The organism is Salinivibrio sp. MA351, from assembly GCF_001996065.1.
GTDB lineage: Bacteria > Pseudomonadota > Gammaproteobacteria > Enterobacterales > Vibrionaceae > Salinivibrio > Salinivibrio costicola.
Map to the genome: position 1 here is coordinate 115746 of NZ_MUFG01000011.1, position 17346 is coordinate 133091.

At 48.0% G+C, this 17346-nt stretch carries 15 protein-coding genes; 6 read left to right on the forward strand and 9 right to left on the reverse strand.

All coding sequences use genetic code 11. The features are described 5' to 3' along the window. Positions 1-2: 2 nt before the first annotated feature. The 5 genes from BZG78_RS07960 to BZG78_RS07980 form a co-directional block, all read right to left on the reverse strand. On the reverse strand, positions 3-230 hold the full coding sequence (locus tag BZG78_RS07960; RefSeq protein ID WP_077660882.1) for a DUF2798 domain-containing protein: 228 nt from the start codon (positions 228-230) through the stop codon (positions 3-5). Between the two features lie 179 nt (positions 231-409). Further along, complete coding sequence (locus BZG78_RS07965; RefSeq protein ID WP_077660883.1) at positions 410-1546, reverse strand: M20 family metallopeptidase; 1137 nt, start codon at positions 1544-1546, stop codon at positions 410-412. Positions 1547-1554: 8 nt separating this feature from the next. After that, the gene (locus BZG78_RS07970) at positions 1555-2022 is read right to left on the reverse strand and encodes a YjiG family protein (RefSeq protein ID WP_021022978.1); all 468 of its coding nucleotides are present in this window, start codon (positions 2020-2022) and stop codon (positions 1555-1557) included. Beyond that, positions 2019-2756: a nucleoside recognition domain-containing protein gene (locus BZG78_RS07975; protein ID WP_077660884.1), complete on the reverse strand. Its 738-nt coding sequence runs from the start codon at positions 2754-2756 to the stop codon at positions 2019-2021. The genes BZG78_RS07970 and BZG78_RS07975 overlap by 4 nt, the downstream gene beginning before the upstream one ends. Positions 2757-3074: 318 nt before the next feature. Further along, entirely contained in the window at positions 3075-4322 is a 1248-nt protein-coding gene (locus tag BZG78_RS07980; RefSeq protein ID WP_077660885.1) for an aromatic amino acid transport family protein, read from the reverse strand. 443 nt (positions 4323-4765) lie between these two features. Here BZG78_RS07980 and rihA point away from each other — a divergent pair, with 443 nt between their 5' ends. Then, the gene (gene rihA / locus BZG78_RS07985) at positions 4766-5701 is read left to right on the forward strand and encodes a pyrimidine-specific ribonucleoside hydrolase RihA (protein ID WP_021022974.1); all 936 of its coding nucleotides are present in this window, start codon (positions 4766-4768) and stop codon (positions 5699-5701) included. A 135-nt stretch (positions 5702-5836) separates the two neighbouring features. Here the strand turns inward: rihA and BZG78_RS07990 are convergent, their stop codons facing one another. From BZG78_RS07990 to BZG78_RS08000, 3 genes are all read right to left on the reverse strand, one after another. Continuing rightward, positions 5837-7420, reverse strand: a complete 1584-nt coding sequence (locus BZG78_RS07990) for a S8 family peptidase (protein ID WP_077660886.1) — start codon at positions 7418-7420, stop codon at positions 5837-5839. A gap of 369 nt (positions 7421-7789) precedes the next feature. Further along, positions 7790-8293 carry a hypothetical protein gene (locus tag BZG78_RS07995; protein ID WP_077660887.1) on the reverse strand — a complete coding sequence of 168 codons (504 nt, stop codon included), beginning with the start codon at positions 8291-8293 and terminating at the stop codon, positions 7790-7792. 139 nt (positions 8294-8432) lie between these two features. Next, entirely contained in the window at positions 8433-9869 is a 1437-nt protein-coding gene (locus BZG78_RS08000; RefSeq protein WP_077660888.1) for a coniferyl aldehyde dehydrogenase, read from the reverse strand. A gap of 341 nt (positions 9870-10210) precedes the next feature. Here BZG78_RS08000 and BZG78_RS08005 point away from each other — a divergent pair, with 341 nt between their 5' ends. The 4 genes from BZG78_RS08005 to BZG78_RS08020 all read left to right on the forward strand — a co-directional run bounded on the left by BZG78_RS08005 (position 10211) and on the right by BZG78_RS08020 (position 14396). Beyond that, on the forward strand, positions 10211-10552 hold the full coding sequence (locus BZG78_RS08005) for a (2Fe-2S)-binding protein (RefSeq protein WP_077460894.1): 342 nt from the start codon (positions 10211-10213) through the stop codon (positions 10550-10552). Continuing rightward, on the forward strand, positions 10545-11924 hold the full coding sequence (locus tag BZG78_RS08010) for an FAD/NAD(P)-binding oxidoreductase (RefSeq protein ID WP_077660889.1): 1380 nt from the start codon (positions 10545-10547) through the stop codon (positions 11922-11924). Before BZG78_RS08005 ends, BZG78_RS08010 begins: the two co-directional genes overlap by 8 nt. Further along, positions 11921-13177, forward strand: coding sequence for an FAD-dependent oxidoreductase (locus tag BZG78_RS08015; protein ID WP_077660890.1), 1257 nt, complete (start codon positions 11921-11923; stop codon positions 13175-13177). Before BZG78_RS08010 ends, BZG78_RS08015 begins: the two co-directional genes overlap by 4 nt. Positions 13178-13400: 223 nt before the next feature. Beyond that, entirely contained in the window at positions 13401-14396 is a 996-nt protein-coding gene (locus tag BZG78_RS08020; RefSeq protein ID WP_021022971.1) for a chemotaxis protein, read from the forward strand. Positions 14397-14516: 120 nt separating this feature from the next. Here the strand turns inward: BZG78_RS08020 and BZG78_RS08025 are convergent, their stop codons facing one another. Continuing rightward, positions 14517-15905, reverse strand: coding sequence for an amino acid carrier protein (locus BZG78_RS08025; protein ID WP_199877174.1), 1389 nt, complete (start codon positions 15903-15905; stop codon positions 14517-14519). A gap of 406 nt (positions 15906-16311) precedes the next feature. On the opposite strand from BZG78_RS08025, the gene BZG78_RS08030 reads away from it, so the two are divergent. Further along, positions 16312-17292, forward strand: a complete 981-nt coding sequence (locus BZG78_RS08030) for a rhodanese-related sulfurtransferase (RefSeq protein WP_077660891.1) — start codon at positions 16312-16314, stop codon at positions 17290-17292. The last annotated feature ends 54 nt before the right edge of the window (positions 17293-17346 follow it).

Sequence of the window (17346 nt, forward strand, 5' to 3'; positions counted from 1 at the left end):
CTTTACTCGCGGCTACACAGCCACTGAGCTAACCGTTGAACATGTTTTGACGAAACAAAAATAATAGAAAACGCAATGGGCCAAGCAACAATAAAGGCCTCTAACCAACGCCAAACAAACCCACTGTTCAGCCCGGTATTGACAGCGGTAATTACCGCTGTCATCAATGTCACCATTAACACTGACATCAGAAACGGCGCAACAATAGGGAAAAATCGTTTTGGTAACATACACACCCAATAATTTAGCAAGTACTAATGCTTATAGTAAATGAGCAAGCAGAAATAACAAGTGGTGTTACTGCGTCGATCAACTCTAGCAGATCAACTTACCCCCTAATTTGTAATATGACATGGTCACTTGATGGGAAACGCCATCGCGGCTACCGCTTATTGTAGCCGCGCAATGTTTAGACTGTTTTTTGCTCTGCTAAACGTGATAACACCCGAGTGAGCAAGCGGATCCTTGGTTCAATGGAGTCGAGTTGCAAATACTCACCATCACTATGGAAGTTGGCTCCTACTGGGCCAAATCCATCTAAACTAGGGATCCCCAATGCTGCGGTATTATTGGCATCGGAGCCGCCGCCCACCGCTTTCCAATGGATAGGCACGGTTTCCTCAAAGGCTGCCGCTTCAACAAGACCCATCAAGTGTTCCGTTTCAGGGGTCGGCACCATCGCTGGTTTATAGGCTTCGCGAACCAATTCAATGGTGACATCGGGGGTGTAAGGGTGAGAGGCGCGCGCTTGAATGGCTTGATCAAGCGCGCAATAAGCATTGTTGTCCCAGAACCTGACGTCAACCAGTGCCGATGCATAAGCAGCGACAATATTCGCCCCCGCTCCACCTTCAATCAAACCAGCATTAATACTGGTACCGGCCTCTAGATCTTTCATACTATCGAGGGTCACCAGCCAATGAGCTAACTCTGTAATCGCGCTACGTCCTTTTTCTGGCTCGTTACCAGCATGAGCGGCACGACCTGAAACGGCAATTTTATAACGCGCCATGCCTTTACGCGCTTTTACTAAGCCACCATCTGCGCGGGCCGCCTCTGCCACCAGCACATAGCGTGCATTACGAGCAACGGACTCAAGCCAGGTACTGGAATGTATCGAACCCACCTCTTCATCCGGGTTCATGCAGACACAAATGCTCAATGCATCACGTTCTGCTTGCGGCAATGCGCGCAGTGCATACACGATATTAAGCAAGCCTGATTTCATGTCTGATACACCGGGACCGTATGCGAAGCCGTCCTCCATATGCATGGGACGCTCTGCCGCCGTCCCCTGAGGAAAGACCGTATCCATGTGACCAATCAGCATCACATCGATATGTGGATGGGTTGGCTGGTTGCGAATTTCCAATCCAATCCCTGCCTCTCCACATTCCACTCGCTTAATATGCCATCCTGCCATTTGCTCATATTTATCGGCCATTAGGGCCGCAATCACCTCAATACCTTCTCGTTGAAAGGTGCCACAGTCGATATTGACTAGAGGCGCCAACTCATCTAGGTAGCGTTGCAAAGAAAACGTCATCATGCCTCCTAAAGTAAAAGATTCATCACCCACATGGCGCCAAAAGCATTCAGAATAGAAATGCCGACCATAATAGGGATGTAGCGGCCTTCAGTGCCAATCGGGCCCATTACTCGGCCAATGTATTGCACTTGCGAACCCATTAAATAAATAGCAGGAACCAAGATAGCGATATGGGTACCGGTGAGAATGCCTTGGTCAAACAAAGTGATCACGACACCAACAGCGCCTCCCATCGACATCCATGCCCCCATTAGCACTGCGGCGGCTTCACCGGGTAATCCGAATACAGCCATCACAGGTGCAAACACATCGCCCATCAAGGCCAGTAGGCCGGTAATTTGAAGTGCTTTGATAATCACAAACGCCATGACAACATTAGGCACGGTTGATGTTGTTGCAATATGCCAACCTTTCTTAGCGCCTTCGACAAAGATGTCAGTGATCATCGGTTTACTGGTAGAAGACTGGGTCATGATGCGTGCTCCTCTTGATAGGATTGTGTCTTTTCTCGCTGCGGTCCTTTGCCCTCAGTTATATTGAGGTACAAACGAAAGACATTGGCACCAATGAACTTAAATAAGAAGATCACGCCAATAGCAAGACCAATTGACGATGTCACCGCTAACGAACCGTCTGACATGGTTAAAGTAAAAAGTACCGCGCCCGAGGAAAAAAAGTTGACGATGGTTGCGCCTGCCGTGAACTGAAACATGGTGAATACATCGGTTTCACGCTTGGTCAGGTAACCCTCATCTTTCAATTGACGAGTCATCGCTGCGCCAGCATCTGTGCTTTGCATGGAGGCAATCAGTGCTAGTCCTGAATTTCCAGGAATGCCTAATACAGGTTTAAGAAGAGGCGTTAAGAGTTTGCGCGCGGCATCAAGCGCTCCATAGTGCTCAAGTACACCAATCATACCCAGCGCAAACATCACGGTAGGAATTAAGGTCAACGCAAAAATGAAACCATCACGCGCACCGCTCCCGCCCTTACCGCGAAGTGATGTTGTTGCCACCTCTACCGTGCCGTCTGTCGCAGTCGTGGCCTGATACGCAACTTGTCCGAACGAACCATTCAAGGTGGTAAAGTCGAACACGCCGTACCATTGATTGGATTGTAACAATCCCGAGAAAAACACCACAGCGAATACCAGTGCCAAGTAACATCCCCATGTCACTTGCCGATCTGTATCGGTTGGACGTGTCATAAACAGCCCTCATGATCAATGAACATTGACCTCATCATCGGCGCTGACACACAAACAAAGATTGATAATTATCAATTTATCCCACAAGTAATAGGCTAGCAGTTACATAATATGAGCTCATTCATAAGCTGACAAACAAAGTCAAAGAAAACAGAAATGAATGTGACTTTAAAGGCTGATTTAAATGCATTTATATGTCACAACTGAGAGATATGCGCAGAGAACATCGAATAAGAAAACCGCTTATAATAGATTAGAAAATATAACCCAAAAAGCGCCCAGTGGGCGCTTTTTTAATGGATGATTACGAATACTTAATTAGCCCATCAGGTTATAAAGCAATGCTGATATCGCAAGCATCCCTGTGATGAAGATAAAGTAAGTACCTACTTGCCCACGATACTGCGCCAGGGCTTTGACCTTATAAGCGGCAACCGTTGGCATAATGAACAAGATCATCGCAATCACAGGCCCAGACAATGCACCCATCATGTCAAGGATACTGGGGTTGAGCACGGCACAGCCGCAAATAGCAAAAAACATCACGATGACGCCCAGTTTGTCGGCGTTTTTGTAAGTGAGTTTACTGTGCTTCGTCACCAAGCCGTTCAAACTTTCACGCGCGCCAAGGAAGTGTCCCAAAAACGATGAAGTAATCGCAATGAAAGCAACCAAAGGCCCCAAGGTACCAATAAACGGGTTATGGGTGACATTAGCAAGATACGACAATACAGACACATTTTGTGCTTTTGCTTCTGCCATTTGTGCTGGGGTGAGTGTCAACACACACGAGAACACAAACAGCAACACAAAAGCCACCAGCATAATACCGGCACGTTTAAGAATTTGCTCTGACTTACCTTGAGCCTCGTCGCCGTAATGCCGGCGCTGAATGTTGGCAAAGCTAGAAATCGCCGCTGCATGGCTAAACGAGAAAATCACCACAGGCACCGCCAACCAAAGACTCATACCCAGCTCACCCATCGGCGGTAAACTGAGATTAGGCGTTTGCCACGATGGAACAAGATAAAAAGACAGAAACGCCAGAATGGCAACCAACGGATAAACCATCGCCGCGAACGCACGCAGCATCAGGCGTTCACCACCCAACATGATCGCAATCATACCAGCGACTAGTACACCCGACAGCAACACGCGATTTGGTGATACCCATCCCAGTTGGTTGACTAAAAAACTATCAACCGTGTTGGTCAGCCCAACGCCGTATATCAATAAAATGGGGAAAATAGAGAGGAAATACAGTATCGAAATCATACGTCCGACATTGGCGCCGAAATGTTCTGCGACGACATCGGTGAAATCGGCATCGTTGTGACGCGACGATAATACAAAGCGCGCTAGACCCCGGTGCGCCATATACGTCATCGGAAACGCTAGTACCGCCATAATAATCAGCGGCCAAAAGCCCCCCATTCCTAGGTTAATGGGTAGAAACAAAATTCCGGCACCGACCGCGGTTCCAAACAAGCTAAGCGCCCAATGGGTGTCATGCTGGGTCCAACGGTGCGATACACTTTTTGAGGAGATATCTATAGTCTGGTTCACGTCAAACTCTCTTAGTTATAATATTTTGTGCGGTTGCATAGTACCGAGTTCGACCTAAACTATCACATATATGTAATAGATATATGTCCTAATTGTATCACCAAAAACACGCAAATCCAGCTGGGCTATTCTTCAAATGGCAGCATAAACAACCAATAAATTGACAAACAACCAGAACAATATTCCAAATTATTTATATTAATTAGATTGATTGAATTGTTTGCAAAACAATGCAACAACCACATTTTCGTTTGCTTGTTGTTGACAAATTGTAACTGTTTACATCTCATTTTTTGATGATAAATCACGCACATGTTACATCTCGCGCGACTACATCTCGCGCGACATGGCTGTTTAGCGAAAGGGATCACAAGCACAGTGCAGAAACACATTTATCCTAAGCATGATTCAACGGATATTTACCTCAACGGGATAGGTTGTTTATGAATGAACCCATTATTATTGACTGTGATCCGGGACATGACGATGCCATTGCACTGGTAATGGCTTGTGCATTACCGCAACTCGATATCAAAGCCGTGACGACCAGTGCGGGCAACCAAACCCCTGATAAAACGCTTTACAACGCACGGCGCATTCTCACCTTACTGCAACAATCACATATTCCCATTGCGGGTGGGGCACATAAACCGCTCACCCGTGATTTGATTATTGCCGATAATGTTCACGGCGAGTCGGGCTTGGATGGTCCTGAGCTGCCAGAGCCTATGATGGATCCTGATCCTAATAATGCTGTTAATCTGATGGCCAGTGTCTTAAAAAAAAGCGATCAGCCGGTCACCTTGGTTGCAACAGGTCCATTGACGAATGTGGCGTTACTTATCGCTGCCTACCCTGATCTGACCAACCGAATTAAGCGGATTGTATTGATGGGGGGAGGCGTGACTTTTGGCAATTGGACACCCGCCGCTGAATTTAATATTTATGTTGACCCTGAGGCGGCAGACTGTGTTTTCCGTGCAGGGATCCCCATAACCATGTTTGGGTTAGATGTGACCCATCAAGCCCTAGTCAAAGATGAAGACGTGGCGTCTATCCGAGCCATTAATAATCCTGTGGCGCAAACTGTCGCGGGGTGGCTTGATTTCTTTATGCGCTACCATCGCGATCCTAAATGGCGACTTGATGGCTCACCGTTACATGATCCATGCACGATTGCGTGGTTAGTCAAGCCTGAGCTTTTTGACTGTGAATCCGTTTGGGTGGGTATAGAAACTCAGGGAGCACTGACAACAGGTATGACAGTGGTCGATCGTTATCAAGTTACAGGTAATCCAGCCAATGCCGAGGTTGCAATGGCAATCAACCGAGAAGGGTTTATCGATTTACTGTGTAAGTGTATACGCCACTACAATTGACTGCTCTCCTACCTAAACGAAGAGGTTTTCGGCAAGTCTGATAAATAACGCGCGGATCATATCCGCGCGTTTAACTCGGTATCTTACCATTCATCACTTGTCGTGCAGCGAATGCTATTTATTGCCAACAAACGCCTAGTAACGGGCGGTCACGCTGACACCACTAAATGCTGCGTAGCCGTTTAACATCACATGATAGCGACCTTTCAGGGTGTTCTGCACGGTACACACTTCGCTATTACCGTAATTGTACGGTCGACAATCCCAGTTATTAAGGGTTGGCTTTGAGCCATAGCGCAGGTACAAATCAGCATCGCCTGAGCCGCCGCTAATATTCACCGTGAGGCGTTGCCCAGCGTCTACATCAACATAGAAGAAGCGCTGGGCGCCTTGCCCACCCGAAATATCTGTTAGCGCCTGACCATTTTTAAGCTCACCCTTAGGATCAGGCTCTGTACCGCAATTTGGCTCACAACTACTATCGGCTTGACTATACAACAGTTTGTTGACGGAGCCACGAGGGTCGTTAATTTTATCGACACTCGCGCGGTTGCTAATTAAATTCGCTAATTGTACAGGCGAAAGGTTGCTGTTTTCTTGTAGGTACAAGGCAGCAACCCCAGCAACATGAGGGGTCGCCATCGAGGTGCCGCTGATGGTGCGATAACTCCCATCATACCAAGCGGACTTTATGTCCGATCCTGGGGCGAACACATCCAAGCAGCTTCCCCAGTTTGAGAAGCTAGAGCGGGTATCGCGAATCGTGCTAGATCCTACAGTGACACCGCTTGGCTCTCGTGCAGGCGAACTATTACAGGCATCAGCATTGGAGTTACCCGCTGCTAGCATAAAACTCACGCCAGATTGTACCGCACTGGCAACGGCACGATCGAGCGCTGTTGATACGCCTCCACCTAGGCTCATGTTTGCCACTGACGGGCCATTCGCATTGGCTGCTACCCAATCGACACCACCAATCACACCGGACGTCGACCCCGAACCGCTACAGCTGAGCACCCTCACCCCGACAATATCGACATTTTTAGCGACTCCGTATTGACTACCGCCAATGGTGCCAGCTACATGCGTACCGTGGCCGTTACAGTCAGTCGCATCTTGATCGTTATCAACAAAGTCATATCCGGAGCGTGCACGACCACCAAACTCAACATGTGACGTTGTCACACCAGTATCAATAACATAAGCAGTGACACCTGTGCCATCAAAGTTAGTGCTGTAGTTGTTGTCTAGAGGAAGATTGCGCTGATCAATACGATCTAACCCCCAAACAGGGTTATTTTGGTTCGCGTCAGGGGTAATCACCGGGTCCAATGAAATGGTCTTATCTTGTTCAATAAAATCAACTTGCGAATCCATGCGTAATGCACGTAGTTGTGCCGGTGTGAGCTTAGCTACAAACCCACTTAACGAGCGATCAAACACTTTTTCTACCTTAACCGCATGTTGGTTAACCATGCTAGACACGGCTTGTTGAGTAAAGGTTTTCAACGCTTGCGGATCATCACTCAGAGTCATTGGCTGCTTGAGTACCACGATGTACTGATCCTCAATCCCCCGGTTTTCCGCCGCAACCATCAATGGCGCTAGCGTTTGCTGCTGAGAGACGCCTTGTTTACCTTCATTTTGTTCAGATAGTGCTGTGGGTGATGCCGCCATCAGCGCCGACGCGACGCAACAGCTAAGAGCATGCTTTAACATATTGTATTCCTTACAATGGTTAAATGTATTAGCAATTATTGCCTACAAAAATCAACAATAACGCTTTAAAGCTATACAACTAAGGCTGTTTTTTCCGTAGTGAAAATCACTTTATTAAGGAGATTCATTAGTATTATTGACCTTTTTGTCAGCCAAACATTTTTTAACCAATTGTTTACAATGCGTTAATTGACTCAGCTCACTCACATCTAACACTTTTTAACTAGGCATTGTTAGTCCTTTATTTTAGACACCCACCACACTCTATATGAAAACTAAATTGGGACTCACAGCCTATTAGTGATCTCTGTGAACAGAAAAAAGCCAGCGGTTTCGCTGGCTCATTACATATTTCTTAATGCTTTTTTGTTAGGCAGATTCTTCGTGAATCAACACGCCGCCATCAAGCGCGCCCACTAACACATTAGGTACTTCAGTATCTGAAGACGTGACAGCGATACGCGTACCCGGCCCAATGGCGGAGATAGGCGCTGCAATCATTAAAGGGCCAAATTCTCCTTGATAAGCGAGCTTCCATGAGGGCGCAGCCGCAGCGTGATCGTTGGCATAAAGTCGACACTTGTTTCTGTCCGGCTCAATCAAACAATCGAGGCCATACTCGACGTCGTCATAAAAAAAAGACCATTGGTAGTAGCCTGCATTAACGCTGCATGGGGTTTTGATAAAACTCAACGACTCTGCGTTATCTTGGGTTAAGGTAATAAAGCGCTGCGCATCGGGCACCATCGCCAAATACCCCAGTGATTTGCCATTAGCATCGGTGACGGCGAGCTTTACCTCTTGCTCGACCATTGCTCGTTCATGATTGCTAATATCTGGCAGCATAGAATCGGGTTGTATTGAAAAAGCCATTAGGTTGCTCCCTTGGTTGCCCGCATCGATTTTAACACTTATGTAACAACCAAAGGTATAGATCAATTCCCCTAAAAGGTTTAGTGATTTAACCGAATAATGTATAGATCGAAAGACAACCCAAAACAGATACTCCTAATTATCTGAGCAACCACCAGCGCATTAAGCGTTTATACCAGCGGTTGTATGGCGGTTTAACTAAAAAGCTGGTGTCCCATCTATCACGGGTGAGCACGGTTTTACTGTGGCTAAAGGTATAAAAGCCTTCAATGCCGTGGTAATGCCCCATGCCGGAATCACCAATGCCCCCAAAAGGCGCATCTTCTGCCGCGACATGAAACAAGGTTTCATTAATCCCCATGCCGCCGGCGTGAAGCTGTGTGGTGACCTGCGCGCGTATCTCCGCATCATTACTCATCAAATACAAAGCGAGCGGTCGTGGACGTGCCTGAATATAATGCAGTGCCTCGGTAAAATCTTGATAACTGACAATGGGCAAAAGCGGACCAAAAATCTCTTCTTGCATCACCCGCATTTCGTCAGTGACATGAGTCAGTAACTGAGTTGGCCAGCATCGTTTTTCGGCCGTCGGTATGGTTTTTTGATCGAGCGCACACCAGCGCCTCGCACCTTTATCTAACGCATCTTGCAGTGTTTCTTCTAGCCGCGTTACTTGAGTTTGGTTAACGATCTGGCTGTAGTCTTGGTTGGCCTCAAAATCAGGATACATGGCACGAAACGCTTGTTGGTAGGCGTGGATAAACGCTTCTTGCCGATGTTCAGGGCAAAGCACATAGTCGGGGGCAACACATATCTGCCCAGCGTTTAAGCACTTTCCGTAAATAAGCCGCGAGACGGCGACATCCATATCAATCTTATCATCAATGATCACAGGAGATTTCCCCCCCAACTCAAGGGTCACCGGCGTCAAATTATCAGCCGCAGCCAGCATGACCTGCCGTCCAACTTGGGTCGAACCGGTAAAAAATAGATGATCGAACTCTAATTCAGTAAAGCGACGCGACACTTCCACTTCCCCTTCAATCACGGCCACTTCCTTAGGGCTAAACACATCCGCGATGAGCTCGCGTAATACCCGATTGGTGTTCGGCGTGAACTCCGAAAGCTTGAGCATTACCCGATTGCCGGCCGCTAACGCGCAAATCAATGGACTGACTGCCAGCATGATTGGAAAATTCCACGGCACGACAATCCCAACTACCCCTTTTGGCTGTTGGTGTACCGCCAATTTGGTTCCGAGTAAGGTAATCCCAGGACGCCGTTTTTGCGGCTTCATCCATCGTTTTAATCGGCGACGGGTATAATCAATTTGGTGTATCAGTGGCAAAATATCAGCGATTTCGGTATCACCAAAAGCGCGGTGGCCGTAATCGTCGCTAAGGGCTTGTTGTAGTACAGGCGATTTTTGCTTGATAGCCTGACGTAAGCGCAGCAGCGAGTCACGGCGATGGCTGTACTCTAAAAAAGGTCGCTGAGATACCTGTTCTTTTTGCGCGTCGAATGTCTCTCGCATCTCTTTAACCGTTTCCAACCACTGTGAGCCTGACTCTGTCATCCTTGCCTCCTCTACCGATACAAGATCGCGATAAACCACTTCTTCATTGATGACATAGCCACCTTGTTTACGCAACAGCGATTGACCGATATAGCGTTACTGTTCACAGGCCCCTCTCCGCGCAAACCTGATCGTTATCATGATAAAGCTCACAACATCATCATTATTTCCATATATTTTGTGAGGGATAACAAATGCGAAACAAAAAGTAACTACATATTCACAAAGCAAGTTTATTATACGCATCGCCTAACAAATAAGACAATAAGGTCCGCTCACTTAAACAGACTGAGTGGGAGTCATCACTGTCCCGACAACATACGAATGAGCAAATTAAAACGATGAAACGATCCCAAGACATTACCGATGCAGTTGGTCAAACCTTCTCAATCCGTGTCAATGGCGAGACTGTTCCTGCCATCGCTGGAGAAAGCGTGCTAAGCACCTTGCTTGCGAGCAATATCCGTGCGCTATCTAAAAATGATTATGGCCGATTAGCCAGTGCCTATTGCGGCATGGGCGTATGCCATTGCTGTACGCTGGAAATCAACGGCCGCCATAAACAACGCGCATGTCAAGTCGCCGTGCAACCGGATATGGATGTCCGCACTGAAGCCAACATTGTGGTTGAGAGCAAGGATCTTGAAAGCAGTACCGTCGAGCAAGGAGAAACCCATGTCTAAACCTGTTGTTATTGTTGGTGCTGGACCTGCCGGTCTGTCTGCAGCGGTCACACTGGCCAAGCACAAGGTCGCTAGTATTATTGTTGATGAAGCGCCCAAACCCGGTGGCGTCGTCTACCGTGGTCCATGGCGAGATACTGACGCGCTGCCTCATTTGGATGATAAATGGAAGGCCACGTCACAATCCCTGCGCGAACAATATCGCCAGCATCAGAATTTGATTGACCTACGTAGTTTGACGCGGGTACTGGGGCCAATGGCGGATCAACACCTCCTCACTGCTCATGAAGACACGCTATCAACGATTGACTACGAGCAGTTGATCCTCGCCACCGGTTGCCAAGAGCGCAGCATTCCCTTTCCCGGCTGGGATATGCCTGGGGTGATGCTTCTCGGGGGTATCCAGCTTCAAATAAAAAGTGGCTTAGTCCGTCCCGGTCACCGCTGCGTGATCACCGGCACAGGTCCTTTGCTTGTACTGGTTGCTTGTCAACTTCACAAAGCTGGTTGTGATATCGCGGGTATCTATGAAGCGGCGCCATTCAAAGACTTGGCACGTGAAACGCTCGCCCTCCTCAACCGTCCACAGCTCGCGCTAGATGGTCTGTCCATGATGATGTATCTCAAACGCCACCATATCCCGATGCATTACGGTTGGGGCGTAGTCAAAGCCTCAGGTGATCCTCAAGTCGAGCAAGTTACGGTAGCCCCCTACAGTAAAGACTGGCACCCAGATGTTAGCCGTGCCGAAACCATAAATGCTGATGTACTTGGTGTGGGTTACGGCTTTGCGGCACGCTCTCAGCTCGCACAACTGATGGGACTAGATATGCAGTACGATCACATGAGCGGGGCGATCCCCGTGGTGGACGAGTGGCAACGAGCCAGTCTCGACAATGTTTACTGCGCCGGTGATACCGTGAAATTTGCCGGCGCAGAAGCCGCCATGTTGGAAGGAAAGATTGCGGCGTGCTCCGCACTGAAGGCACGCAATATTTCAATGCCTAATCTTGACAATGAATTTAAGGCTCTGCGTCATCAGCTCGAAAAGAGCTACCGTTTCCGTAAAGGCTTTGATACGGCAGGCTACCGTCGCCCAGGCCTGCTCAGTTTGCCGGAAAAAGACACAGTGATCTGTCGCTGCGAGCAAGTGAAAAAGGCGGACATTGATAACGCCATCAATCAAGGCGTCAAGGATGTGATTACGTTGAAAATGCGTACCCGCGTTACCATGGGTGACTGCCAAGGAAAAACCTGTGCGCACTATTGCTACGACCGACTCAATGAGAGCACGACGTCGCCTCAGCCTTTGATTCGCCCTCGATTCCCACTCGACCCTATTCCTTTTGCTGCGTTGGAGGATGACGCATGAAACAGTACGACATCGTAATTTGTGGCGGCGGTGTGATCGGCGCATCGGTGGCTTATCATTTAAGCCGCGAGCGCGACTTATCCATCGCCGTTGTGGACTATAAATACCCCGGAAATGCCTCACGTGCGTCAGCCGGTGGCCTATGGGCGATGGGCGAGTCAACCGGCCTTGGCTGCGGCGTTATCCTGTTTAAAACCCTTTCTAAGCAGATGCAAGAAAGCGGCGAAGGGGGATCACCAGAGATCAAACCGCACATTATGCCCAAGCCGTTCTTCGATATGGCGATGCTGTCTAACCAGCTCTATCCGGCATTGTATGATGACCTGATGACGCATCACGGTGTGGACTTTAAGTTTGAGCGTACCGGTTTGAAGTTTGTCATGTTTGATAAATACGACAAACTCTATGCCGAACATATTGCGGCCGCCATTCCTGATCGCCAAGAGCATGTACGCTGGGTTTCTCAAGACGATCTTCACGCACAAGAGCCTAACGTGTCGCGCGCTGCAATTGGTGCGATGGAGTTTGAGGGGGATCACCAAATCAACCCCTATCGCCTCAACGAGGCCTATTTGGAAGCAGCACGGCAGAACGGTGTCGAGCTATATCTTAATACCAAAGTCACGGGCGTGGTGAGACAAGGTAACCGGGTTGTCGCGGTTGAGACAGAAAACGGTAAGCTAGGTTGTGGCACCATGATCAACGCCGGTGGCGCATGGGCGGAAAAACTCAGCTTGTGGGCAACGGGGATGCCAATGCCTGTCTTCCCAGTCAAAGGCCAAGTGATCGTTTCCGAGAAGCTACCTAAGCTTTTAAATGGCTGTTTGACCACCAGTGATTGTTACATCGCCCAAAAAGATAACGGCGAAGTCCTGATTGGCTCAACCACCGAAGAGCGCGGTTTTGATACCACCACAGACATGAAATACATCAAACAGCTGGCACAAGGCGCCATGAAGTCTATCCCTGAGCTGAAAAAGATGAACATCAAGCGCTGCTGGGCAGGCTTACGTCCAGGTTCACCAGATGAACTCCCGATCCTAGGTACAGTACCGGGTATTGATGGTTACCTGAATGCATGTGGGCATTTTCGTACCGGAATGTTGACCTCTGCCATCACAGGGAAAGTCATCAATGAAGTCGTGCGTGGTATGCCAACCACCATCGATCTTGAGCCGTTCTCCTACACGCGCTTTTTAGACGACCAAGGAAAGATGATTGGTCACTATCATTTGGACGTAGCATTGCCTTAACCTTTCATCTATCCGCAGGTAAAATCTGCATTATGCTAGCATCTCTTATGTTAAAAGCCTGTGATTGGATGACGTATTTGATACATCAATTAGCGCGATAGGCCACAGATCATCGTTTGATTGATGCGCAAATATTGTCGCTTTAACGATCTCGGGCTTATACTGACCAAACGTAAGCTCACATCAGCGTTGTTCGCTGTTATCGAAAGGAAATGTGGTAGGCATGAATCACGAGCCATCAAAGAACGAAATACTAACGGAAAGTGGGACGAATGAGCTCGAAATCATCGAGTTCCACTTGATAAAACAACTTCCTGACGGTAGCACCAAAACTTGCTACTACGGTATCAATGTGGCCAAGGTTCGTGAAGTCATTCAAGTCCCTGAAACAACGGATTATCCCAATGCACAATCACACATGATTGGTGTGTTCTCATCGCGCGACAAGCTAACCCCATTGATTGATCTCGCTGGCTGGTTGGGGGTGCCTACACGACCAGAAAAAGATAACAAATTTGTCATCGTTACCGATTTCAACAATATGACCAATGGCTTTTTGATCGATAGTATCAGCCGCATTCATCGGATTTCATGGGAAGCCGTTGAGTCTCCTAGCCAGTTTTTAGAAGCTGGCGAGCAAGATTGTGTGGTTGCTGTGGTACGTAAAGACAAAAATCTGATCATGATCTTAGACTTTGAAAAAATCATTGCTGACATCAATCCTGAATTGAGCATGGAAAAATACGATGTCACTCAGGATAGAAGCGTCAATATATCCGAGTCTAGCGCTAAAAAACGCGAAGCTAAAACCGCGTTGGTCGTCGATGATTCCGCCTTTATTCGTAGTTTGATCGAAAACACCCTCCGCTCAGCCGGCTTTAATATTATTTCCGCCAAAGACGGTGGTGAAGCATTCGAAAAACTGATCGAGTTTGAGCGTATATCAAAAGAAGAAGGCGTCGCCATCACTGAATTTGTCGATGCCATTGTCTCAGATGTTGAAATGCCCCGGATGGACGGTATGCACTTGGTCAAGCGCCTACGTGAAACAGACGCCTACAAAACCATGCCAATTATTATGTTCTCATCCATTATGAGTGAAGATAACCGCGCGAAAGCCTTGCAGCTCGGTGCAAACGACACCATTACAAAACCTGAGATTGGGCGTATGGTTAGCTTGGTTGACAAGTATGTGTTTGGTGCGCCGCTGGATGACTAACACATATACGCACGAAAGCATTGCCTTCTTCGATAGAAAACAGTCTACTTTGATAAAAAAGGCTGCCGAACATAGGCAGCCTTTTGATTTTGTTCTTTCGGCTATAACAAAAACAGCGGTTTAATGATGAGGCGCGCGAGACTGAAGCTGGGCTGCCCCTTTATATGCCTGACTTGAAAAATAGGCTTTCGCCGCCTGATTGACTTTTGGTGCCAATAACAGCCCAGAGACCATCGTAGGAACCGCCATCAGGCCATAAGCGCCGATCAAGAATAAGAAGACGACATCCAATGATACAACCGCCCCTAACACCACCAATGAGAGATATAAGTACTTGTAGTACTGTCCTGCCGTTTCGCCAAACAGATAAACAAAACACTTATACCCGTAATACCAGAACGTAAATACAGTGGTAAAAGACAGCACCAAAACTTGTGCGGCTAATAGCCATGCACCAGGCGCACCAAATGCGGCTTTAAAAGCAGCCATCGTCAAACTGACACCTTGCATGCCGTCAGCCTGGTCCAATACCCCGGTAACTAAGATAACTAAAGCGGTACAACTGCATACGATTAACGTATCGATAATTGGCCCGAGACTTGCGACTAAGCCTTCGCGCACCGGTTCATTGGTTTTAGCCGCGCTATGAGCCATCACTTCAGTGCCAATCCCTGCTTCATTCGAGAAAGCGCCTCGACTGACACCAACAATAATCACACTGATCAAGCCACCAAACATAGCATCAGGCGAAAAGGCGCTAGCAAAAATGGATTGAAAAACAGCCGGCACACGCTCTGCGTTGAGCAGCAAAGCTACAATCGCCATCACCATATAACTTCCAGCCATCAGGGGAACCAGTGCGCCAGCAACGTCCGCAACCCGCTTCAAGCCGCCCCAAATCACCAACCCGACAAAAATAGCCAAGACAATACCCAGCCCCCACGAAAAGGCCGTACTTTCTAGCCACTCAACCCCTGGAAACAGTTGTGTTTGGACTACCGCGCCGAGCTGATTAATCTGAAAAGAGGGAACAAAGCCCATTAATCCCGCGATAGCAAATAACACCGCGAGCCATTTAAACTTGTTACCCAAGCCATTACGCACCGTGTACATGGGTCCGCCATGTACGCGACCTTCGCTGTCTTTGTGGCGATACATCACGCCAAGTGTGCAGGTATAGAATTTTGTCGACACACCCAGTAATGCAGTTAACCACATCCAAAATACCGCGCCAGGACCACCTGCACTTAGCGCCAAAGCGACGCCAGCAATGTTGCCCAGCCCAAGCGTCCCCGACAAGGCAGCCGCTAAGGCCTTCCGGTGCGATAAATCACCATGCCCCGAGCCATCATCAACCCGCCCTGTAAGGAGTTTTAAACTGTGCCCCATATAGCGAAATGGCGTAAACTTGCCGTATAGGGTAAAAAAGATCCCTCCCCCGACAAGTAAGATGAGCATGGGCTTTCCCCAAATAAAGCCGACGAAGGCATTAATCCATTCTTCAAGCATCTGCGAATTCCTTCCTTTGATTGTGCAGCCATCGCTCAGCGCCTACCACAAGCCAGCGAGTCACGCCCAGCTACAAATAGTTAGAGTACAAAATAAAAACAAACATCGCGTGACTAAAAACGCATTCAAATTACGATTATAATCTTACATGAGCGATATTTTTGCCGCTAATTCATGACTTTTGTCACATAAATATTGGCTTTGATGTCGCCGTTACAGGCTTTATTTGATTTGAGAGCGAAACAGTTGGAGCGCACCAAGCCGTGCATGGTACGTTTTTTTGCTCAGTAACCATACTTTCTGTCGGTGTTTAGAGGGTTGTCATTTCGATATACTCCGCGCCCTGCTTTATTCCCCTAATAACCCATGCACTGGATTTACGCTCCAGCCAGCAAGAGGAAAAAACATGTCTACTTATGTCATTTGTGCTTTGTACAAATTTGTCACCCTTGAAGACTATCAGTCTTTGCAAGCGCCATTGCTTGAGGTAATGGAAGCCAATCAGATAGGCGGTACACTCCTTCTCGCTCACGAGGGCATCAATGGTACAGTCGCTGCGACACGAGAAAATATGGATGCGCTATTTGCGTGGTTTAAAAACGACCCACGCCTGGCCGATATTGACTATAAAGAATCGTTTGAAGACAGCCAGCCGTTTAGTCGTACCAAGGTAAAACTGAAAAAAGAAATCGTCACCATGGGCGTGGAAGGCATTGACCCACGCCAAAGTGTCGGCACCTATGTCAAACCGACCGAATGGAACGCATTAATCAGCGATCCGGATGTGTTGGTGATTGATACGCGCAACGATTACGAAATTGAGATCGGTACCTTTGAACGCGCCGTTAACCCGCATACGGATAGCTTTCGCGAATTCCCGGACTATGTCGAGCAGCAACTTGACCCCAGTACCCACAAAAAGGTGGCGATGTTCTGTACTGGCGGGATCCGCTGTGAAAAGTCGACGGCATTTTTGAAAGAAAAAGGCTTCGATGAGGTATATCACCTCGAGGGCGGGATCCTAAAGTATCTTGAAGAGGTGCCTGAAAGTGAGAGCTTATGGAACGGTGAATGTTATGTTTTTGATAGCAGAGTTGCCGTTAATCATGAATTAGAAAAAGGCTCTTACGCAATGTGTAACGCTTGTCGTCTGCCAATAACCCAAGCAGACATGGAAAGCGAGCACTATGAACAAGGCGTCTCCTGCCCTAAATGCATTGACAAACACACCGACGCCCAAAAGGCAGCGTTTCGAGAGCGAGAGTACCAAGTCCGTCTTGCACGAGAACGTGGTGAACAGCACGTCGGCGGTGAGGCGAGAAAGATCATTGAACAACGTCGCGCAATGAAGAAATTCCGGCGCCAACGTCAAAATCAAGATAAATAATAATACAAAAACGGCACGCCAGACGTGCCGTTTTTTATGATATTGGGCAGGGCT

Coding starts and splice junctions, on each gene's coding strand:
- BZG78_RS07990 (WP_077660886.1), bottom strand. CDS start 7,420: ATGTTAAAGCATGCTCTTAGCTGTTGCGTCGCGTCGGCGCTGATGGCG.
- BZG78_RS08005 (WP_077460894.1), top strand. CDS start 10,211: ATGAAACGATCCCAAGACATTACCGATGCAGTTGGTCAAACCTTCTCA.
- BZG78_RS08020 (WP_021022971.1), top strand. CDS start 13,401: ATGAATCACGAGCCATCAAAGAACGAAATACTAACGGAAAGTGGGACG.
- BZG78_RS08000 (WP_077660888.1), bottom strand. CDS start 9,869: ATGACAGAGTCAGGCTCACAGTGGTTGGAAACGGTTAAAGAGATGCGA.
- BZG78_RS07960 (WP_077660882.1), bottom strand. CDS start 230: ATGTTACCAAAACGATTTTTCCCTATTGTTGCGCCGTTTCTGATGTCA.
- BZG78_RS08015 (WP_077660890.1), top strand. CDS start 11,921: ATGAAACAGTACGACATCGTAATTTGTGGCGGCGGTGTGATCGGCGCA.
- BZG78_RS08010 (WP_077660889.1), top strand. CDS start 10,545: ATGTCTAAACCTGTTGTTATTGTTGGTGCTGGACCTGCCGGTCTGTCT.
- BZG78_RS08030 (WP_077660891.1), top strand. CDS start 16,312: ATGTCTACTTATGTCATTTGTGCTTTGTACAAATTTGTCACCCTTGAA.
- BZG78_RS07965 (WP_077660883.1), bottom strand. CDS start 1,546: ATGACGTTTTCTTTGCAACGCTACCTAGATGAGTTGGCGCCTCTAGTC.
- rihA (WP_021022974.1), top strand. CDS start 4,766: ATGAATGAACCCATTATTATTGACTGTGATCCGGGACATGACGATGCC.
- BZG78_RS07975 (WP_077660884.1), bottom strand. CDS start 2,756: ATGACACGTCCAACCGATACAGATCGGCAAGTGACATGGGGATGTTAC.
- BZG78_RS08025 (WP_199877174.1), bottom strand. CDS start 15,905: ATGCTTGAAGAATGGATTAATGCCTTCGTCGGCTTTATTTGGGGAAAG.
- BZG78_RS07995 (WP_077660887.1), bottom strand. CDS start 8,293: ATGGCTTTTTCAATACAACCCGATTCTATGCTGCCAGATATTAGCAAT.
- BZG78_RS07970 (WP_021022978.1), bottom strand. CDS start 2,022: ATGACCCAGTCTTCTACCAGTAAACCGATGATCACTGACATCTTTGTC.